At 73.8% G+C, this 20600-nt stretch carries 16 protein-coding genes; 8 read left to right on the forward strand and 8 right to left on the reverse strand.

The features are described from left to right. Window positions 1-135: 135 nt before the first annotated feature. Both DRB89_RS35225 and DRB89_RS35230 read right to left on the reverse strand, forming a co-directional pair. The gene (locus DRB89_RS35225; RefSeq protein ID WP_112452255.1) at window positions 136-528 is read right to left on the reverse strand and encodes a TOBE domain-containing protein; all 393 of its coding nucleotides are present in this window, start codon (window positions 526-528) and stop codon (window positions 136-138) included. Window positions 529-815: 287 nt separating this feature from the next. Continuing rightward, the gene (locus tag DRB89_RS35230; RefSeq protein WP_112452256.1) at window positions 816-1712 is read right to left on the reverse strand and encodes a LysR family transcriptional regulator ArgP; all 897 of its coding nucleotides are present in this window, start codon (window positions 1710-1712) and stop codon (window positions 816-818) included. A gap of 70 nt (window positions 1713-1782) precedes the next feature. Between DRB89_RS35230 and DRB89_RS35235 the strand changes: the two genes are divergently transcribed. Together DRB89_RS35235 and DRB89_RS35240 are read left to right on the forward strand one after the other, a co-directional pair. After that, complete coding sequence (locus DRB89_RS35235; RefSeq protein WP_112452257.1) at window positions 1783-2460, forward strand: LysE/ArgO family amino acid transporter; 678 nt, start codon at window positions 1783-1785, stop codon at window positions 2458-2460. Between the two features lie 117 nt (window positions 2461-2577). After that, complete coding sequence (locus DRB89_RS35240; RefSeq protein ID WP_204357907.1) at window positions 2578-3627, forward strand: NUDIX hydrolase; 1050 nt, start codon at window positions 2578-2580, stop codon at window positions 3625-3627. Here the strand turns inward: DRB89_RS35240 and DRB89_RS35245 are convergent. Beyond that, entirely contained in the window at window positions 3620-7465 is a 3846-nt protein-coding gene (locus DRB89_RS35245; RefSeq protein WP_112463579.1) for a HEAT repeat domain-containing protein, read from the reverse strand. The two genes, DRB89_RS35240 and DRB89_RS35245, sit on opposite strands and share 8 nt — an antisense overlap. 118 nt (window positions 7466-7583) lie before the next feature. Between DRB89_RS35245 and DRB89_RS46125 the strand changes: the two genes are divergently transcribed. Both DRB89_RS46125 and DRB89_RS35255 read left to right on the forward strand, forming a co-directional pair. Then, on the forward strand, window positions 7584-8072 hold the full coding sequence (locus DRB89_RS46125; protein WP_112463580.1) for a hypothetical protein: 489 nt from the start codon (window positions 7584-7586) through the stop codon (window positions 8070-8072). Between the two features lie 143 nt (window positions 8073-8215). Next, window positions 8216-9727: a hypothetical protein gene (locus DRB89_RS35255; protein ID WP_204358168.1), complete on the forward strand. Its 1512-nt coding sequence runs from the start codon at window positions 8216-8218 to the stop codon at window positions 9725-9727. Between the two features lie 33 nt (window positions 9728-9760). Here the strand turns inward: DRB89_RS35255 and DRB89_RS35260 are convergent, their stop codons facing one another. The 5 genes from DRB89_RS35260 to DRB89_RS35280 are packed head-to-tail and all read right to left on the reverse strand — an operon-like array spanning window position 9761 to window position 14300. Beyond that, window positions 9761-10471, reverse strand: a complete 711-nt coding sequence (locus DRB89_RS35260; protein WP_239516501.1) for an ABC transporter ATP-binding protein — start codon at window positions 10469-10471, stop codon at window positions 9761-9763. After that, a complete protein-coding gene (locus DRB89_RS35265; protein WP_112452220.1) occupies window positions 10468-11229 on the reverse strand; it encodes an ABC transporter ATP-binding protein in 762 nt (253 codons plus the stop codon). The genes DRB89_RS35260 and DRB89_RS35265 overlap by 4 nt, the downstream gene beginning before the upstream one ends. After that, complete coding sequence (locus DRB89_RS35270) at window positions 11226-12248, reverse strand: branched-chain amino acid ABC transporter permease (protein ID WP_112452221.1); 1023 nt, start codon at window positions 12246-12248, stop codon at window positions 11226-11228. Before DRB89_RS35270 ends, DRB89_RS35265 begins: the two co-directional genes overlap by 4 nt. Beyond that, window positions 12245-13123 carry a branched-chain amino acid ABC transporter permease gene (locus tag DRB89_RS35275; RefSeq protein ID WP_112452222.1) on the reverse strand — a complete coding sequence of 293 codons (879 nt, stop codon included), beginning with the start codon at window positions 13121-13123 and terminating at the stop codon, window positions 12245-12247. The genes DRB89_RS35270 and DRB89_RS35275 overlap by 4 nt, the downstream gene beginning before the upstream one ends. 1 nt (window position 13124) lies before the next feature. Continuing rightward, window positions 13125-14300, reverse strand: coding sequence for an ABC transporter substrate-binding protein (locus DRB89_RS35280; RefSeq protein ID WP_112452223.1), 1176 nt, complete (start codon window positions 14298-14300; stop codon window positions 13125-13127). Between the two features lie 238 nt (window positions 14301-14538). Between DRB89_RS35280 and DRB89_RS35285 the strand changes: the two genes are divergently transcribed. From DRB89_RS35285 to DRB89_RS35300, 4 genes are all read left to right on the forward strand, one after another. Beyond that, window positions 14539-16167: a carboxylesterase family protein gene (locus DRB89_RS35285; RefSeq protein ID WP_112452224.1), complete on the forward strand. Its 1629-nt coding sequence runs from the start codon at window positions 14539-14541 to the stop codon at window positions 16165-16167. Between the two features lie 543 nt (window positions 16168-16710). Further along, on the forward strand, window positions 16711-18003 hold the full coding sequence (locus DRB89_RS35290) for a hypothetical protein (protein ID WP_112448049.1): 1293 nt from the start codon (window positions 16711-16713) through the stop codon (window positions 18001-18003). A 144-nt stretch (window positions 18004-18147) separates the two neighbouring features. Beyond that, the gene (locus tag DRB89_RS35295; RefSeq protein ID WP_112448048.1) at window positions 18148-19167 is read left to right on the forward strand and encodes a DUF916 domain-containing protein; all 1020 of its coding nucleotides are present in this window, start codon (window positions 18148-18150) and stop codon (window positions 19165-19167) included. Window positions 19168-19229: 62 nt separating this feature from the next. Continuing rightward, window positions 19230-20444: a hypothetical protein gene (locus tag DRB89_RS35300; RefSeq protein WP_112448047.1), complete on the forward strand. Its 1215-nt coding sequence runs from the start codon at window positions 19230-19232 to the stop codon at window positions 20442-20444. Window positions 20445-20600 lie beyond the last annotated feature (156 nt).

A 20600-nucleotide genomic window follows, 5' to 3' on the forward strand; every position in this document is an offset into this window, starting at 1 on the left:
AGAATTCTGGCGGGGGACCCGCATCGACGCGGTCGTCTCCGCCCCCGAGCGGCTCGGCGCGACCCACCGGGAGGGCGAGCGCGCGGGCGCCGGGGGCGCCGGGGGCCGGCGGGGGCCGGCCCGTGGGCCCAGGGCTCAGGTGCGGTCGATGAAGACGCTCGTCGACTTCACCCGCGCGGTCGCCCGCGCCCCGACCTCCAGGCCGAGTTCCTCCACCGCTTCACGGGTCAGCAGCGACACGATGCGGTGCGGACCGGCCTGGATCTCCACCTGCGCGTCGACCGTGCCCAGCTTCACGCCGGTAACGATGCCGGGGAAGGCATTGCGCGCCGAGGTGTGCGGGGCCTCCTCGTTCTCGGCGCCCTCCTGCGCGGCTTCCACGCAGAACGCGGCCAGGTCCGGCCCGTCCACCATCCGCCGCGTGCCCTCCCGGCGCGTGGGGAACCGCTCCGCGTCGGCCCACCGCCGTGCCGTGTCGACGCTGACGCCCAGCAGCCGCGCCGCCTGGCCGATCGTGTAGGACTCCATGCCGGAAGCCTATGTCCTGGCCCCCGCGCCGCCGCAGCCGGCAGCCGGCCCGCGCCGCAGAGGGACGCCGCCGGCCCGCGCAGGCCGCCCGGTCACAGCACTAGTGCTGTGGCCGGAAGGGTTTGCCGGGTCGCGGTGTCCGGTGCGGTGCATCTCCCCCAGCTACCGCCGGGAGGGGCCCCCGGGCGGAGGACCACGCCTCGTACTGGACGTACCGGCGCGGTCCGACAACGCGGCGAGGTGCCGTGCCGGGCGCCGCGACCCGGTGAACCTTTCCGGTCACAGCACTAGCGCAGTGCGGCCGCCGCAGCTCGGGCGACGGCCTCCGCCAGCGTCGACAGCGCGGGCGAGTCCAGCTTCCACTGCTGCCAGTACAGCGGCACGTCCAGGCTCCGCCCCGGCGCGATCAGCACCAGCTTCCCGGCCTCCAGCAGCGGCCCGGCCTGGGCCTCCGGCACCATCGCCCAGCCCAGCCCGGCAACGGCCGCGTCACAGAAACCCTCCGACGTCGGCACGTGGTGGCGGACCCGCGAGGCCCCGGCCGCCGGGTCCCCCGTCACCATCCGGACGAAGCCGTCCTGGATCAGGTCCCGCCGGTCGAAGACGACGACCGGTGCCTGCCGCAGGTCCCGCTCCACCTCGCCCCGCAGGTGCCGGGCGGCGAACTCCGGACTCGCCACCGGCAGGTACCGCGCGAGCCCCAGCCGGCGGACCGTGCACCCCGCCACCGGTTCCGGCTGCGAGGTCACCGCCGCCATCACGCGCCCGTCCCGCAGCAACGCGGTCGCGTGCCCCTCGTCCTCGCGGTGCAGGTCGAAGCAGACCGGCGGGTCCTGCGGCACCCCCGTCAGCGCGGGCAGGAACCACGTGGCGAGCGAGTCCGCGTTGACGGCGATCGGCAGGCGCACCGGCCCCAAGCCCTCCGCCATGCCGAGCTCGGCGCGCGCGTCGCGCTCGAGGCGGGCCAGCTGGCGCGCGAAGCGGACGACGACCTCGCCGGACTCGGTCGCCCGTACCGGTTTGGTCCGCATCAGCAACACCCGGCCGGTCCGCTGCTCCAGCGCCTTGACGCGCTGGCTCACGGCGGACGGGGTCACGTGCAGGGCGGCCGCCGCCGCGTCGAAGGTGCCCTCGTCGATCACCGCGAGCAGGGTCCTTACCTGGTCCACGGGCAGCTCATCCATCACGATCGCTAATGCTACGTAAGAATCTTTAGCTGTACTGCTCGACCCGCCGCTGCTTACGGTCGAGGACATGACCCACGGCATCATCCCGGCGGCCCTCGCGGGCTTCGGCACCGGACTCTCCCTCATCGTCGCCATCGGCGCCCAGAACGCCTTCGTCCTGCGCCAGGGCGTGCGCCGCCACTCGGTCCTCGCCGTGGTCGCCATCTGCGCGCTCTCCGACGCGGCCCTCATCGCCCTCGGCGTGGCGGGGGTCGGCGCGTTCGTCACCGCCTGGCCACCCGCCCTCACCCTGGTCGGACTCGTCGGCGGCGCCTTCCTGATCGGCTACGGGGCCCTCGCCGCCCGCCGCGTACTGCGCCCCGCTCCCGGCGCGGCGCTCGGCGCCGAGGACTCCGGTACGGGAACGGGAACGGAACCGGGCGCGGCCCCCGGCACCGGCACCGGCACGGGTTCCGCCGCCGCCCGCCGCGCCGTGCTGACCTGCCTGGCCATGACCTGGCTCAACCCGCACGTGTACCTCGACACCGTGCTCCTCCTCGGCTCCCTCGCCGCCGACCGGGGCGACCTGCGCTGGGCGTTCGGCATCGGAGCCTGCCTGGCGAGCCTCACCTGGTTCGGGGCGCTCGGCTACGGCGCCCGGCTGCTCAGCGGCCTGCTCGCCCGGCCCTCGGCGTGGCGGGTGCTGGACGGGCTCGTCGCCGCGACCATGGTCACGATGGGCGGCCTGCTCCTCGCCCGGGCCTGAGGCCGTCCGCCACCCGCCACCCGCCACCGGTCCGCCCCATGAACACTCCCCAAGTGGGTACGGATCACCGCGCTTTGCACTCCGCACCCCGTACCCCGCACCTCCAGGAGCCATCCCGTGCCGGATCCTTCCCCCTACACCGACTCGGTCCGCGCCTACTACGCCGCCCAGTCCGCCCCCCTCATGGCCGCCACCGGGGTCGTACTGGACCCGCACGGGCGGGTCCTCGTACTGACCACCTCGTACAAGAAGGAGCTGGAGCTGCCGGGCGGGAACGTGGAGGACACCGAGACCCCGGAGGAGGGGCTCGCCCGCGAGCTGAAGGAGGAGTTGGACCTGAGCGTGCCGGTCGGGCGGCTGCTCGCCGTGGACTCCCGCCCGCCGGGACCGCTCGGCCGCTCCCTCGTGATCCACGTCCACCTCGTCGGACCGCTCACGTCCGCCGAGGCCACCGCGCTCTCCTTCCCGGACGGCGAGATCACCGAGGCCCGCTGGCTCACCCCGGAAGAGGCCTACGAGACCCTGCACCCCCGCAAGGCGTCCCGCCTGCGCGCCGCCCTGGCGGCCCTGTACGCCGGCTCCCTCGCGCACCTGATCGAAGGCGTCCCCCAACCCGGCTCCCCGGCCGGCCTGGACCCGGCGCGCCGGGCCGAACTGGAACACACCGGCGGCTTCGACCCGGCCGGCCACCGGGCCGCCCGCCCCAAGGCCCTCACGGCGGCGAGCGTGCTGTTCACCGACACCGCGGGCGGGGTGCTGCTGGTGCAGCCCGCGTACGGGAATCCGGACCACTGGCACCTGCCGGGCGGCGGCGTCGACAGCGACCTCGGCGAGATCCCGCGCGCCGCGGCCCGGCGGGAGGTGCTCGAGGAACTCGGCCTGGACCTCGCCCCGGGCCGCCTGCTCGCCGTCAACTGGTCCCACCGGCCCGGGTATCCGGCCCGCGTCCGCTTCCTCTACGACGGCGGCACCCTCGACGCCGCCGCGCTCGACCGGATCAGGCTGCCCGAGGCGGAACTCCTGCGGTGGCGGGCGGTCTCCCCGGCCGATCTGCGCCGGTTCGTCAAAGGCGCCCTGCGCCGCCAGATCAAGGCGAGCCTCAGGGCCCGCGCCTCGGACACGGGGCCCCTGGAACTCCACGCGGGCCGCCCCGTCCCGGTCACCTGACCTCCTCCGCCTCCCCCGGCCGCGGCACTCCCGGCCGGCTCAGGGCCAGCATGTGCCGGACCTTGCGCCGCACCTGCGGATCCGGCTCCGCGACGGCGCGGGCGCCGACCAGGGCGTCCCCCTCCTCGTCTCCGGCGCGGACCACCCACCAGCGCAGCGCCGCGAACCTGACCTCGGGCGCCGGGTCGGCCTCCGCGCACCGGCGCAGCAGCGCGTGCACGTCCGGATGCCCGGCCCAGCGCCGGCCGAGCGTCCTGACGGCCTCGGCGCGGGTGCGCTCCTCGGGATGGCCCGCGACCGCGCGCGCCAGCACCTCGCGTACGTCGTCCCGGTGCGCCCAGTGACCGCCCAGGGCGGTCAGTACGGTGCCCTGGCAGGGGTGCGAGGTGTCGGAGGCGACGCCCCGCACGAACTCCCCGACGTCCGGACGGTCGGTCCACCGCTTCGTCAGCACCTTCAGGGCCGCGCCGGCGACGAGCAGGTCGTCGGCGGCGCCGGCCGCCACCCGCATCAGGACGGCCCGTACGTCCTCGTGGTCGGGCCAGTGGTCCTCCAGCACGTCGAGCACCGTCGAGCAGGTGGTGCGGTCGGGGTGGTCGGCGGCGGTGAGGAGCAGCTCGTGTACGTCCCGCCGGCCGGGCCAGTGCTCCGCCAGACCGCACAGGACGGTCGCGTAGGTGTACGCGTCGGGCTCGTCGGCGCAGACCCGGACCAGCAGGTCGCGGACCTCCGGCCGGGCGGCCCAGTGCCGGGCCAGGGCACGCAGGGCCCCTTGTCTGACGTCTTCTTGTCCGACGTCCTCATGTCCGACGTCCTCATGTCCGGCGGCGGATGCCGTGCAGCAGCCGGTCAGGACCTCGCGGACCTCGTCGTCCCCCGGGTAGCAGTCGCCCATGACCTGCACGGCGGTGAGGCGCACCCCGGGGTCGGGGTCCTCGCCGGCCCGCCGCAGGACGGCCTCCCGTACGCCCTCGTGGCCCGGCCAGTGCTCGCCCAGCTCGCGCAGCGCGGTCGAGCGCGCCTCGGGCCAGGGGTCCGCGGCGGCGGCACGCAGCAGTGCCTCGCGGACGGTGGTGTGGCCCGGCCCGTGTCTGCCCAACGCCCCCAGGGCCGCGGTGCGGACGTCGGAGTGCGGGGAGTCCGCGGCCCGCCCGATCAGGAGCTCGCGGACGGCGGCGTTGCCCGGCACCTGGCGGCCGAGGTTCCACACGGCGGCCCGGGACAGGTCCGGTGCGCCGTCGTCGGCCGCGCTCCGCGTGAGGAAGCCGAGGACGTCCGGGTGTCCGCAGGCGTACCGCGCGAGCGTCTGGAGCGCCTCGCTCCGGGTGTTCCCCTCCGGGTCCTCACGGGCCCGTCGGATGAGGAGGGCGCGAACGGACGCGTCACCGGACCAGCGCCGGCCGAGGAGCCGCAGCGCGTCGCTGCGGGCGAACTGGTGGTCGTCTCCGGTGGCGGCGCCCATGACGAGGTCCCTGACGGCTTCGTCGTCCGGCCGTCCCGCGGCGAGGGCTTCGAGAGCGGTGGACCGGCCGTGGTGGTCGGGATCCTCGGCCGCGCGGCCGGCGAGGAAGGCGCGGACGTCCTCGCGGTCCGCCCACAGCTCGCCGAGCACCTCCAGGGCCATGAAGCCGAGCCCGCCGTCCGGATTCTCCGAGGCCTCGCGGACGACCAGCGCGCGGACCTCGTCGTCGGGCCGGCGGCGGCCGAGCGCGTAGAGGAGGAGCGTCCGGTCGATGCTGTGAAAGCTGCCGCGGGCGAGGGGGATCAACTCGTCCTCGTCGAGCCGGAGATGGAAGGCCAGCAGACCGGCCGGCTCGCCGCTCACCGAGAACTGGCCGCTCAGCCGGTACCAGCGCAGGTAGCGCGCGCGGGCCGCCGAGTACCGGCCGAACGAGCCCAGCGCGGACGCCCCTTCGTCGAGCAGCCACGGGCCCTTGGAGCCGCGTACGTCCAGGACCGTGGTCACGGCGTCGACGACGGCGACGCTGCGGTCCGCGGGCACCCCGCGCCCGCCGGTCTCCGCCAGTGCCCGCAGGGCCAGTACGACATGGCTCGCGTCGTCCGGGTCGGTGCGCCGGGCGTGGAGGCCGAGGAGCCGGTCGATGGCGGCCGTCGCGTCCTGCGCACCCAACTGCCCGATGAGCAGGAGCAGTACCTCGTGCCACGCCGGATGGGCGACCCGGGCGGCGACGACCTGCTCGATCAGCTCCTCGGGCGTCCATTCCGCTTCCTCCCGGTAGCGGTGGGCGATGTCGGCCGCCGCCAGGTGTTCGAGGAACGCCCGGTGGACGAAGCCGTAGACGTCGCCGCCGTAGCGGGACAGGATGAAGTTGCGTTCGTGCAGCTGCGTGACCATGGCCCGGGCGGCGGAGGCGGCGTGCGGGGGCGCCACCCCGTACTGGTCCTCCAGGTGGTCGCGGAAGAACCGTTCGAGGTCGCGCGCGCGGATGTGGTTGCCCGCGATGCCGCCGCGGCCTTCCTGCAGGGTGCGGGCCAGCCGGCGCAACAGGGCCAGGCGCTCTTCGGCCCCCAGTGCGTCCAGCGCCTCGGCGACGGGCGGGACCAGCGGCGTCTTGAGGAACTTGGCCGCCTGGTCCCACTGTTCGACGAGGACGGCGACGGCGTGCTCGTAGACGCCCCGCCGGTTGCCCGGAAGGGGGCCGCGGGCTCCGATGATCACGAGGATGGTCAGCAGGAGCGGATTGCCCGCCATCTCCCGCAGCGGCCGCGAGTCCTCCACCCCCGAGGTGAGCCGCTCCGCCAGTTCGGCGGCCCGTGCCGGGTCGCCCGGGCAGGCGTGGCGGTACCAGCGGCGGACGAACGCGTCGATCCGCTCCTGGTCCAGGTCCTGCAGGGTGAAGTGCGAGAAGTGCGCGCGCTCCAGGGTGCCGCGGCGGTAACCGATGATCCGCGAGGTCACCACGATCCGTGCCGACGGCCGGTGTGCGGCGAAGGCGGCGATGCGCCGGGCGGTCTCCTCCCGCGCCTTGGGGTCGCACACCTCGTCGAGGCCGTCGAAGACCACCAGGGCCCGCCCCTCGGACAGCAGCCGCTCCCGGACGGGGCCGGGGACCGAGAGCCCGAAGTCCTGGTGCTGCCGGTCGAGGAACTCCTCGAAGCCGCCGTGGCGCCAGGGGTCGTCGGCGTACCGGCGGAGCTCCACCACGAGCGGGACCCGCCCCGCCAACGCGCCCAAGGGGCCGTCGGGGACCTCGGGTCCACCGGCGGTCAGCGCGAGGACGAGATGGCGGACCAGGGTGGACTTGCCCGCCCCGGGGTCTCCCAGCAGGACCGTCCGACCGCCCGAAGGCCCGGCGAGCACCTCCAGCACGTGCTCTTCGGGACGTTCCAGGTAGGAGTTCCGCAGCCGCTCGATGTCGGCCCGCTCCACCCCCGGCGGCAGCAGGTCCTCCTCGGGGAGCTCCCCGGACGACGCCAGTCGTCTCCGCAGCTCCCGGGGCAGCTCGAGCGGGGGCGGGTCCGCCCGCACGGAGGGCGCGACGAACACCTCGGACAGCGGGACCGCGAGGTGCCTTTCCTTCGGAGGCGCGAGGACATCCAGGTCCAGGCCCCCGTACTCCTGGGCGAAGCGGCGCGCGTAGTCCGCCACGGCCCGCGTCACGGCCTGTTCGGGGGGCGGTTCGGGCCGGGGTGGCTCCCGGTGGACGACGACCGTCGTGTTCCTGTTCCTGATGACCGTGTTGCCGTCACCGGTGATCACGTCCTGCGCGTTCCCGCCGACGGCCGCGGCCCGTTCGGCCTCGGCCCGCACCCCGGGAGCGGTCGGCCCGGCGGGTGGGGTCGGCCCGGCGGGTTCGGTCGGCCCGGTCCCGGTCAAGGGGCCTCCAGACGGTACGGAGCACAGCGTTCTGCGAACGCTAGCCGGGGATCCGGGGTTCGGGCCCCACTTCGGCGGAAGTACGCCGGGCGGGGCGGCCCGGTGGAAGGATGACCGTATGACGAGGCGTGCGAGGACCATCGTGTGGGGCGTCGCGGTACTGGGCGGCCTGGCGGCCGCGGGGCTCGGAGCCCTGGTGATCGCGGGCGACTTGGAGAAGGCCGACAAGGTCGCGAGCATCGTCGGGGCCGTCATCGGCCTGGTCGGCCTGGTCCTCTCCGTCGCCTCCCTCCAACGCGCCCAGTCTCCGACGCAGACCCCGACTCCGACCCCGACCCCGGCTCCGGCTCCGGCTCCGGCCGAGGCCCCGGCCGGCGGGATCGTCACGGCGGAGGGCGCCCGGTCCGTGGCCGTCGGCGGACACGCCGGCCGCATCGTCACCGGCGACCGGACCTCCCTGACCACACCCCCGTCCCCGCCCGCACCCCGCCCGGCAGCCGAGGACCCCGCCGGGCCGCCCCCCTCGGCCCGGGCCACGGGCGAGCGGTCCATCGCGGCCGGCGGCTCGGTGGAAGAAGCGATCACCGGCGACGGAACCCAGGCCTAGGTGTATTGACCGCGACCCTGCTGTCCGCCTTCTCCTACGTCTGACCCTGCGCGAGCGGGGTACGCCCTGCGGCCGGCGGCGCGCTGAACCCGAAGGGCCCGTGCGGCCGTCGTCAGGAGCGGGCGGGCCTCCACCGCGTCGAGGTGACGGGGCGGGACGGCGAGCCGGTCACCCCCACGCCCCTCCCGCCCGCGGACCCCCGGGTCACCTCCTCCGACCCGAAGATCGTCGAGATGTTCGACTGGTCCAAGCGCAAGGCCAACAGCTGGGTCCAGCTTCCCGGCACCCAGGGCCCGCTCAACGTGGACGAGAACAACACCGCCGGCAGCGGCACCGGCACCTACGCCGCCTCCTACTGGGCCGGCTACGCCAACCGCAGCGGGTACTACTCGCGCGACATGGCCCACCAACTGGCCGGCGCCGGGGTCCTCGGCCTGCACGCGGAGAACAAGGCGATGCTCCGCTCCTTCGCCGCCTCCGCCACCCCCGCGCACAAGTACTACCCGGCGTGGGCGCTCAACTTCGACGCGAAGACCTACCTCTCGATCGACTACAGGAGCCCCACGAACTTCGTCCGCGAGGTGCCCGCCACCTTCGAGCTGGTGCAGAAGTCCGAGGAGGCCTACCGCTGGAGCGGTGACCGCTCCTACCTCGACGACCCGGCCCTGTGGGACTTCTACCGCCGCGCCACCGACGAGTTCGTCACCCTGCACGACGGCCTCAAGGACAACGGCGCGGTGAAGGTCGCCGAGGGCACGGGCAAGGGCATCTTCCAGGGCACGGCCAGCTACAACGAGCAGAGCAGCGAGCCCCTGGCGGAGGCCGGCGACGCGATCGGCTCCCAGTACCAGGCGTACCTGGCGATGGCCTCGCTCGCCCGATCCAAGGGGGACTGCGCGCTCGCCGACCGGTACGAGGCCAAGGCGCGGGACCTGAAGGCGTACTTCAACTCGACCTGGAGCGGCACGGGTTCCGGCGCGGCCATGGTCCGCGGCTACACCACGGACGGGCGGGCCCTGACCGGCTGGGGCAAGGAGAACAGCTGGTTCATGCCGATGAAGCAGATCATCGAGCCCGGCCCCCGCCGCGAGGCCTACCTGGACTACATCGACCAGCAGGCCTCCGGCGCGGGCCGGCCGTCCAACATCGAAGCCCTCACCTACCTGCCGGACACCTTCTTCCGGAACAACCGCAACGACACCGCCTGGAAGTGGATGAAGGACGTCTACGACCACAAGGACGTCCAGCACGTCAACGCCAAGCAGGGCACCAACGGGGACTACCCCGAGGTCTCCTTCACCCTGCTCGGCCAGACCGTCGAGGGCCTGATGGGCGTCGTCCCCGACGCGCCGGCGCGCACCCTGAGCACCCGGTCGCGGCTGCCCTCGGGCATGGACTGGCTGCGGATCGAGGACCTCCGGATCGGCGACTCGGCCTTCTCCCTGCGCCACGACGGCGCGGCCAAGTCCTCGCTCACGCACGGCTCGGGCAGCTCCCCGTACACCTGGGAGGCCCGCTTCCCCGGTGCGTACGCCACGGTCACGGTCGACGGGGTGGCCCGGCCGGCCCGCACCAAGGTGGTCGACGGGGTGACCTACACGTACGCGAGCACGGTCGTGGCCCCGGGCCGCACGGTCACGGTCCAGGCCGGCTGACGCCCGGCACGGGGAAAGGGGGCGCGCGGCCCGTCAGTCGACCCCCAGCAGACGTCTCCTGTCCTCGGGGCGGGCCGCGAACTCCGCGCAGGACGCCCGGTGGACGATGCGGCCCTTGCGCATGACCGCGACGTCGCGGGCCACCGACAGGGCGAGGCCGAGGTTCTGCTCGACGAGGACCACCGAGACGCCCTGCGCGCTCACCTCGCGGATCACCTCCCCCACTTGGGCGACGACGAGGGGGGCGAGGCCGTCGGACGGCTCGTCGAGGAGCAGCAGGCGCGGGTTGCCCAGCAGGGCCCGGGCGATGGCGAGCATCTGCTGCTCCCCGCCGGAGAGCTCGTCGCCGCGGTGCCCGAGCCGCTCCCCCAGCCTCGGCAGCAGGTCCAGGACGCGGGTACGGGTCCACGGCCCCCGTGCGGCGCGGCGCGGGGAGGCGATCGCGAGGTGCTCGGCCACGGTGAGCGGCGCGAAGACCCGGCGCCCCTGCGGGACGACGCCGACCCCCGCGCGGGCGATCACGTCGACGCGGGAGCCGGCGAGGTCCCGGCCGTCGAGGCGCACGCTGCCCTCGTACGGCCGGACGAGGCCCATGACGGTGGAGACGAGGGTGGTCTTGCCCACGCCGTTGCGCCCGAGGACGGCGAGGGTCCCGCCGGCTTCGAGGTCGAGGTCGATGCCGTCCAGGACGGTCCCCCCGGCGTAGCCGGAGCGCAGCCCGCGCACGCTGAAGAAGGGGTTCACGAGGCGGCCTCCGTGGTGCCGAGATAGGCGCGGCGGACCTCGGCGGAGGCCCGTACCTCGTCCGGGGAGCCCGTCATGAGGTGTCTGCCGAGGTACATGACCGTCACCGTGTCGGCGAGCTCGAAGACCATGTCGAGGTCGTGTTCGACGAGCAGTACGGTCACTTCGGCGGGCAGGGCGGCGATGAGCTCGGTGAGCCGGGCCGTCTCCGCCGGGGACATTCCGGCGGCCGGCTCGTCCATGAGCAGCAGCCGGGGTTCGGTGGCCAGGGCGACGGCGACCTCCAGCTGCCGGCGCTCTCCGTGCGAAAGCTCTCCCGCGGCGATCCCGTGCCGGCCGGGCAGGCCGACCCGCTCGAGCAGTTCGTGCGCCCGCAGGGCGGATTCGGCCCGGGCGCTCACCTTGCGCCAGCCGCCGAGGCCGCCGCCGGCCCGGCGCAGGACGGCGAGCAGGACGTTCTCCAGGACGCTCTCGCGCAGGAAGAGGCTGGAGTGCTGGAAGGTCGCGGCGACGCCGAGGGCCACCCGGCGGTCCACGGGCAGCCGGGTCACGTCCTGGCCGGCGACCAGGACGTGACCCGCGGTGGCCGCCAGTGTTCCGGAGATCAGGCCGAACAGGGTGGACTTGCCCGCGCCGTTCGGGCCGATGACCGCGTGCCGCGCCCCCGCCCGCACGGTGAGGGCGACGTCGTCCACGGCCTTGAAGGAGCCGAAGTGCCGTGACACTCCCCGTAGTTCCAGTGGATCGGGATCCGTCATGCCGTCCTCCTTCGGGTCAGCCCGGGCGGGAGCCGTACGCCGGCCAGCCCCCGGGGCAGTGTGTAGACGGCGGCGACGAAGAACAGGCCGAGCAGCAGGGGTCCGCGGCCGGCGACGGCTTCGAGGTTGCCGAGGTAGTCGCGGGTCAGCCAGACGAGCGCGGCGCCCGCGCAGGCCCCCCACATCGAGCCGGAGCCGCCGATGACGACGGCCAGCAGGGCGAGGGCGGCGATCTCGAATCCGGCGTCGGCGGGCGAGACGAACCGCTGCACCGACACCCACAGGGCGCCGGCGACGCCGGCGAGCGCCCCGGCGACGCAGTAGACGGCCAGGGCGTACCGCCGGGTGGGGTAGCCGATGGCGCTCATGCGGCGCTCGTTGTCGCGGATTCCGCGCAGGGCGAGGGCGAACGGTGTGGCGCCCAGGCGCCGGACGGCGGCGAAGAGCAGCAGGAAGACGGCCAGGACGTAGAAGTAGACCAGCCCGTCGAGCTCCAGCGCGGGCATGCCGGGCAGCGGTACGACGGGCGGGATGCCCGAGATGCCGTCGCTGCCGTTCGTCACCGGCTTCCAGTCCACGGCGGCGCTGTAGGCGATCTCGCCGATGGCCAGCGTCAGCATGAGGAACACCACGCCGCGCGCCCTGACGGCCAGCCAGCCCGTGACCGCGGCCACCAGCGCGGAGGCCGCGGCGGAGAGGAGGAGTTGGAGTATCCCGATGTCGGTGAGGCGCGTCGCCACGATGGCCGCGGTGTAGGCGCCGACGCCGAAGTAGGCCGACTGGCCGAGGGTCGGCAGTCCGGTCAGGCCGGTGAGCAGGTTCACGCTCAGGGCGAGGAGGGCGAACACCAGGATCCGCGACAGGGTGCCGACGGCGTACGGCCCGAGGACGAAGGGGGCCGATGCGAGCGCGGCGGCGACGGCGCCCGCCGTGAGCCGCCGTGCGGTGGATCCGGCGGGTGCGGCGGATGCGTTGGGTGCGGTGGATGCGGCAGGTGCGGTGGATCCGGCGGGGCTCATGTGCGCACCGCCGAGGAGACCAGGCCGTTCGGGCGGACCACGAGCACGACCAGCATGGTGCCGAAGAGCAGGAAGGGGGCGTAGTCGGGGAGCAGCGCCACCCCGAGCGTCTGCACCTGGCCGATGAGGAGCGCGCCGGCGAGCGCGCCGCGCACGGAGCCGAGGCCGCCCACCACCACGACGACGAGGGAGAGGACGAGCACGGTCTCGTCGACGCCCGGCCCCGGCCCCAGGATCGGGGCGCCCAGGACGCCGCCGACGGCGGCCAGGGCCGCGCCGAGCGCGAAGACCCCGTACAGGACCTTGCGGACGTCGACGCCCAGCGCGCGGACCATGTCCCGGTCCGCGACGGTGGCCCGGACCAGCGCGCCGAGCGAGCTGCGTTCGAACAGGAGGTAGACGAGGGCGGCCAGGCCCGCGGCGACGCCGATGAAGACGAGCCGGTAGACCGGATAGGCGTGGCCGAGGAGGTCCACGGTCCCGCGCAGCGAGGTCGGCGGGTCCGTGGGCAGCACCTCGCCGCCGAAGGCCGCGGCGAGGAGGTCGGCGACGATGAAGGTGATCCCGAGCGTCAGCACGGCCTGGTCCAGGTGCCCGCGCCGGGCCAGCGGCTGGGTGAGGAACGTCAGCGCCACGCCGCCCGCGGCGCCCACCAGGGCGCCGGCGGCCAGGGCGAGGAGCAGACCCGGGAGGGTCCCGTCGGACAGCGCGTAGGCGACGTAGGCCCCGGCGAGGTAGAGCGTGCCGTGGGCCAGGTTGAGCACGTCCATCATGCCGAAGACCAGTGAGAGGCCGACGGCGATCGTGAAGAGCAGCAGACCGAAGGCGACTCCGTCGATGACGCTGACGAAGTTGCCGTCCAACCATCCGGTCATGTCAGCCGCCCAGCCGGCCGAGCTCGGAGGTCACGGTGTTGGCACCCTGCTTGACCTCGCGCAGGTACCAGGGCTGGACGGGCGTGCCCGTGGCGTTGAACCGCCAGGTGCCGCGCGGGCTGTCGATGTCCCCCACCCGGGCGATCGCGGCGTTGACCGATTCCGGGGTCACCTCGGGGCCGGCGGCCCCGATCGCCCGGTCGAGGACCTGCGCCGCGTCCCACGAGGCCATCGCGTAGGTGGTCGGGACCGATCCGTAGGCGCTCGTGTAGACCGGCGCGAAGCGCTTGTTGGCGGCGTTGTCCAGGTCGGCGCCGTAGTTGAGCGCGGTGAGGACGCCTTCGGCCGCGTCCCCCTGGCCCTTGAGCACCCCGCCCTCGGTGAGGAAGCCGGGCGCGTAGAGCGGGATCTTGCCGGCCAGTCCGAAGTCCCGGTACTGCTTGACGAAGTCGACGGCCGCGCCGCCCGCGTAGAAGCAGAAGACGGCCTTCGCCCCGGACTTCTCGATCTGCGCGAGGTACGGCTGGAAGTTCTTGGTGGCGGGGAACGGTGTGTAGACCTCCTCCCCCGCGATCTTCCCGCCGGCCGGCAGGAAGGTGGATTTGAAGCCCTCCACCTCGTCCTTGCCCGCCTGGTATCCCGCGGCGATCAGGAAGACCGGGCCGCCGGCCTGCTCGGCCACGTGCTTGCCGAGGGCCTTGCCGGGCTCGTCGTTGACGTACGAGGTGCGCCAGATGTACTTGGTCCCGGTCAGCGTCGTGGGCGAGGCGTTCGAGCCGACGAGCGGGACCTTTCCGGTCTCGAAGAGGTCCTTGACGCCGTTGATGGTGGCCGAGCTCACCACCCCGCTCACGGCCAGCACCCTGTCCTGCTTGACCAGTTTCTCCGCCGCCGCCTTGCCGGAGTCGGCGGTCTCCCCCTCGTCCGCGACCACGATCTCCACCTCGCGGCCGCCGAGTCTGCCGCCGTGCTGGGCGACGTAGAGCTCGAAGCCCTGCTTCATGTCGTCGCCGAGCGCCTTGTAGGTCCCCGACTGCGGGACGAGGAGCCCGATCTTCACGGGCCCGGTGCTCTTGTCCCCTCCGTCCGTTCCGAGGCTGGCACCACCACATGCCGTGGCCAGCAGGAGGGCCGTCGCTGAGGCGACCAGACCGACGGGATGAAAACGACGTGCCATGGGGACTCCGAACGTTGTCAACCGGTCCCGGAGGGCCGGAGTTTGCTGGGGGGGGTGGAGGAGGTGACACGTGTCTATCGCGTAAATGCGACGACCGTCAAGACTTCTCGATATCTCACCACGCAACAGGTCCGCACCCTTGACCTCGCCGCGCACTATGCCCTAACACTGACCCTCGTCAAATTAACGCTATGCCGTGACGGCAGCGGGCCCATGGCCAGTCAGGGAGTGAAGCACCGTGACCGACGATCCATCGCGCCGCAAAGTCCTCAGGAACACCGGGGTGTTGGCGGGCGCCGCACTGATCACCGGCCTGCCGGCCGGAAACGCCGCGCAGGCCGCCCCGCGCGGGGAGCAGCCCCCGCCCGTCGTGGCACTGCCCGCGGGCCGGCTCCTCGGCAGCAGGGAGGGGGGCCTCTCCGTGTTCAAGGGCGTGCCCTACGCCGCCCCGCCGGTCGGCGCGCTGCGCTGGCGGCCGGCGGCGGCGCACCCCGGATGGCAGGGCACGCGTGACGCCACCGCCTTCGGCCCGAGCGCACCGCAGCCCTACCGGGAAGGGGGCGACCAGGTGCTCGGAACGCACGGATCGCCCCCCTTCGACGAGGACTGCCTGACGCTCAACGTCTGGACCCCCGCGGCCGACGGCGCCAAACGCCCGGTGCTGGTGTGGATCCACGGCGGCGGGTTCATCTCGGGATCCGGCTCGATGCCGGGCTACCACGGCGATACGTTCGCGCGCGACGGCGACCTCGTCGTCGTCACCGTCAACTACCGCCTGGGACCGCTGGGTTACCTCTACTTCGGCGAGGAGGGGGCGGGCGGCAACTTCTGGCTCACCGACCAGCTCGCCGCCCTGCGCTGGGTCCGGGACAACATCGCCGCCTTCGGCGGGGACCCGGACGACATCACCCTCGCCGGCCAGTCCGGCGGCGCGTTCTCGGTCGCGGCGCTGGCCGGTGCCCGGCCCAAGGGCCGCCCGCTGTTCCGGCGGGCCATCCTGCAGAGCCCGCCGCTCGGGCTGAAGGTCCCCACCCGCGCCGAGTCGCTCCAGCGCACCGCACAGTTCATGGACATCCTCGGGGCCAAGGACGTGGCGGAGCTGCGGGCCGCGCCCTGGCCCCGCCTGGTCGCCGCCACCTTCGAGATGTTCGGCCGTACCGGGCGGTGGGGGTACTGGTCCACCCCGTTCCTGCCCGTGCTCGACGGCGTCACCCTGGACCGCGACCCCGCCGAGCTACTGCTCGGCGGGGCCGGGGCGGACATCGACGTACTGATCGGCTGGACCAGGGAAGAGGCGAACTTCGCCTTCGGGCTCAGCGAGCCGTACGCCGCCTCGACCAAGGACCAGGTCCTCGCCCGGGTCCGGGACACCTTCGGGAACCGGGCCGGCCAGGCCTACACCGCGTACGAGGAGGCCCGGCCGGGCGCGCGGCCGGTGGACGTGCTCATGGACCTGATCAGCGACGACCTGTTCCGCATGCCCGCCCTGGCGTTCGCCGAACGGCGGGCGGACCGCGGGCGGCCGGTCTGGGCGTACCAGTTCAACCTGCCGACGCCCGCGCACGGCGGCCGGCTCGGGGCCGCGCACTGCCTGGAACTGCCCTTCGCCTTCGACAACTTCGACAAGTGGTCGCAGGCGCCCTTCCTCGCGGGGCTGGCCCCCAGGGTCCGGGACGGCCTGGCCTCGACCATGCACGCGGCCTGGATCTCCTTCATCCGCACCGGCGACCCCAACGACCGCCCCGTGCCACGGTGGAACCGCTACGACCGGGACTCACGCGCGACGATGGCCCTCGACTCGGTCACCACCTGCGTGGACGACCTCGCGGGCCACTGGCGCCGCCTGCACCAGCAGGCGGTGCCGTAGGCCGTCTCTTTCGGATCTTGCCGGGCCCGCGACGCCTGGCACCGCGCCTGGCCGCGTTGGCGGGACGCCCGAGTACGTCCAGTACACGCAGCGCCCCTCCGCCTTGCCATGCACGGCACCAGACGCCGCGAGCTCGGCCGACAAGATCCGAAAGAGACGGCCTAGGGCGGGGCAGGGCCCGGGATTCCCCCCGGACTCCGTCCGGGGGGAGTCCCGCGGCGGGGCCCCGGGCCCGCGGCGTACCCGCTGCGAAATACTGGTGCCCCACACACCACCGAAGGAGCCGGCCCGTGCACGGGAGCGAAGACCAGGAGTTCCTGGCCCTGGAGCGGGAGCTGCCACCCGTACAACCCACCGGCCGGTCGGTATCCGGCCCGCCGGCCCACCCGGCCTGATGGCACATCAATTTCTGTGTGCTTCGGGCGAAAGCAAGTCATTGACTTCTCATCACAGCGACGCGTCAATGTCGGCCACCGCACCGGCTCGGCCTCCCCCACACAGCGGGTGGGGGGAGGGTTCGTATGACGAAGGAGTCGCGACCCAGTGAGTACAACGTTTCGACGAAGAGTTCTGGCCGGGACGGGCGCCTTGTCCCTCGCCCTGACGGGCGCCGTGGTGGGCCTGTCGGGCACCGCGCAGGCCGCGACCAAGACGACGCCCGTCCAGATGGACTGCGTCGCGCCCCCGCCCCAGGCGGGCGCCTCGGGCAGTCAGCCCTTCACGGTCACGCTGCCCGACGGCGCCAAGGCCGGCGACGTGGTCCCGATCAGCATCGACCCGGGTGCGAGCCCGGTCATCCCCGGCTTCTCGGTGACGACCACCAACGTCTCCAAGATCACCCTCAAGGTCGGGTCGACCACGCAGACGGTCGTCAGCCCGCCCGAGACGGTCAACGTGGTCGCCGGGCAGCCGCTCGACCCGGCCGCGTTCTCCGGCACCATCAAGATCCCGGACGGCAGCGAGGGGACCACGGTCAACGTGGCCCTGGACCTGTCGGTGACCGACGCGAGCCTCATGGGCTCGGTCTTCACCACCACCTGCACCCCGAGCCCGCGCCCGAGCGCGTCGCTCGGATCGGTGGCCGTCGAGGCGCTGCCCAAGGACCCGGTCACCACGAAGCTGACGCCCAACAGCGGCAAGGCCGGCACCGCGGTCGTCGTCACGGGCGCCAACTTCCCGGCCGGTCCGGTCACCTGTTCCGCGCTCAAGGCCGGCGTCGCCACCGGTGACACCGGCACCGGTACGGCCGCCGCGTCCGGCGCCGCGACCTGCAACCTCACCGTCACCAAGGCTGCCGACGAGATCAAGATCGACGGCTCGCTCCCCCCGTTCAAGGCCTTCGTCTTCGTCGTCGAACAGCCCGGCGTGCAGAACCCGGTCGACGTCGAGGTCCTGCCCGGTCCGCTGGCCATCGGCCCGCAGTCCGGCAACCCGGCCGTCGACTTCGGCAAGGTCACCATCAACGGCAAGGCCCAGTCGGTCGTGGGGCAGTTCACCGCGATGGCCGTCCAGGACTTCCGCGGCGGGACCCTCGGCTGGGACGTCTCGGCGACCCGTACGCCGTTCCTGAACGCGGTCACCGGCCACTCGATGGCCAAGGCGCAGCTCGGCATCCAGCCGTCCTGCAAGGTGACCAACGTGGACAGCCCGAGCACCTGCTCCGCGGGTGCGCCGGGTGCGATCTCCGACGTCCCGATGAAGATCGCCTCCCAGGCCGCGGGCGGTGAGGACCTGACCGGTGGCGAGTTCGAGATCGGCGGCGCCGGAATGATCCAGCTCCCGCCGTTCATGTTCGCGGACACCTACCAGTCGGTCGTCACCTTCTCGATCGCCTGACCCGTACGGCCCCGCTCCATCCCGGGTGGTGCGGCGCTCCGGCGCCGCACCACCCTTCCGCGCATCCCCACCACACCCCGCGCATCCCCGCCACACCCGGCGCATCCCCACCACACCCCGTCCGGCCCGACTGGAGAACCGCCCATGCGCACCCGCACCCTCCTCCTCGGCCTGCTCCTCGGCCTCGCCGCCCTGCTGCTCCCGGCCTCGCCCGCGACGGCCGCGGACAACGGCACGTGGGGTGTCTTCCCGACCCCGCCCGCCGGTGCGGCGATGACCGACCGCGCGTACTTCTTCCACCAGGGCTCGGCCGGCACCACCGTCAACGACAGCGCGACGATCGTGAACTCCTCCGACAAGGAGCTGACGTTCCAGGTCTTCGCCACCGACGCCGTGAACACCCCGGTGGGCGGCGCCTTCGCGCTGCTGCCGGTCGAGACGAAGCCCAAGGACGTCGGCACCTGGGTCGCGCTGCCGCCCGAGGCGAAGACGACCGTGACCGTGCCGCCCAAGGGCCGCAAGGACTTCCCGTTCTCCGTGAAGGTCCCGGCGGACGCGACGCCCGGTGACCACGTGGGCGGGATCGTCGCCCTCAACACCGAAGTGGAGGGCACGCAGCAGGAGGGCAAGGTCAAGGTCGGGGTGAAGCGCCAGGTGGGCGCCCGCCTCTACTTCCGGGTGCCGGGGCCGGTGACGCCCGGGCTGAGCGTCGAGGACGTGAAGGTCAGCCGGTCGGCGCCGCTGCTGCCCTGGGTGAAGGACGCCCACGCCAAGATCTCCTACTCCCTGGTCAACCGGGGCAACGTGGTCGTCGAGCCGAGCGTGACGGTCTCCGCCGAGGGCCTGTTCGGCCGCAGCGTGCTGGACCGGCCGGCGCGCGAGCTGAAGCTCGTGCTGCTGCCGGGCCAGCGGATCGAGCTGACCGAGGACTGGGCGGACGCACCGCAGTCGGACTGGGTCACCGTCGACATCAGCGCCTCCGCCTCCGCCTACCCCGACCTCGTCTCCGAGTCCTCCACCGACTTCCTCGCCGTGCCGTGGTCCGCGCTGGGCGCGCTCCTGGTGCTGGCGGGCGCCGGCATCACCGCCCTGGTGGTCCGCCGACGCCGCCGCAGCGGCACCGAACAGCCCCACGAGACCCCGGACTTGGCTGAAGCGCGCTGACCGGAGAGGGTGTCCCCAGGTGACGGCATCCGGCCATCACCGCTACGGGGGAGGCAGCAGTCATGGAACGACAGCGCGGCGAAGAAGGTCCCGACCGGCCGGCCCCCGGGCAGGACGCCGCAGGCCGGCCGCGGGACGCCGCCGGCCACGGGGTGGGGCTGCTGGCCCTCCTCGAGCGGACGCTCGGCACGGGAACGGCCGCCTACCTGCCCGGCGACGGCTGGATCCGGCTGACCCTCCCGCTCGACGACGGCGGCCCGGCCCCGGTCACGGTGGACGTGGTCGCGGACACCCGGCGGGCGCCGCGCGGGATCGCGTACCTGCTGCCGGGCGGCGGGCTGAACTTCTGCGCCGAGTTCTTCACGCCGGGCGACCTCGGCCTCGCCCAAGAGCTGCGCCGCGAGGGTCTCCTCGTCGTCGGGGTCACCCCGCGCGAGGACGCGGCGACGGCGGCCGACATCGGCGCCGATCGGGGGCTCGCGGCGCACCGCCGGGACCTCGCCCGGGTCGTGTCGGCGCTGGACGGCGCACTCGGGCTGCCCTACCAGTACGTCGGGCACTCCGCCGGAGCCGCCCTCGCGCTGGACGCCGCCGCCCACGACCGCTCGCCGCGCCTGTCCCGGGTGGTGGTCCTGGACACGACCGGGCCGTACGAGGGCGACCTGGCCGTACGGGCGGCCGCGACCCGGGACGCGTACGAAGCCCAGCTCGCGCGGGGCGCGTACGCGGCGGACCCGGGTCTGGCGGCGATGATCGCCCGGGCCGTCACCGACCCGCAGGCACCCTCCCCGGTCCCCTGGCCGCCGGACCCGGCGCTCCGCTTCACCAACGCCGGGCTCGCCCACTTCGCGCTGGTCCGCACGGCCGCGCTGCCCGGCCCCGCGAACTGGATCCACGCCCAGGGCCACAGCGCGGGCTCCTACGTCTTCGGGGCGACGCCGGCCGAGGACCGTTTCGGCCTGACCCACACCCCGCTGGCCACCTGGCACGCCGCCGCCTCCGCCCTGGGCAGCGGGCTGGTCCCGACCGCACTGATGCGGGACCTGGCCGCGATCTGGGCGGGTGACGAGAAGACGTACGCGCTCCCCTGGGAGCGGATCGAAGCCGAGGTGGTGTGGGTCAACACCGAGCTGGGGCGCGGCGACCACCCGCGCGGCGCCCGGCTGATCCGGGACGGCGGCAACCGGCGGGTCCGCTTCACCGTGGTCCCGGGCTACGGGCACGGCGACGCGGTGTGGTCCACGACGGCGGCGGCCGACGTCTGGTCGCTGTTCTAGCGCGGTGCCCCGGAAGGTTCCCGGGGCCGGGGCGATTCCCGGGGCGGTTCCCGGGGCCGGGAACGGACTCGCCCCCCGCGGTGAGGGTTGCGGGGGGCGAGCGGTCGCGACGGACCCGGGGCACGGCCGGGCCTGCGGTCACGCGGTCACGCGGTC

Origin of the sequence: Streptomyces sp. ICC4 (assembly GCF_003287915.1) — a bacterium.
Classification (GTDB): Bacteria; Actinomycetota; Actinomycetes; order Streptomycetales; family Streptomycetaceae; genus Streptomyces; species Streptomyces tritrimontium.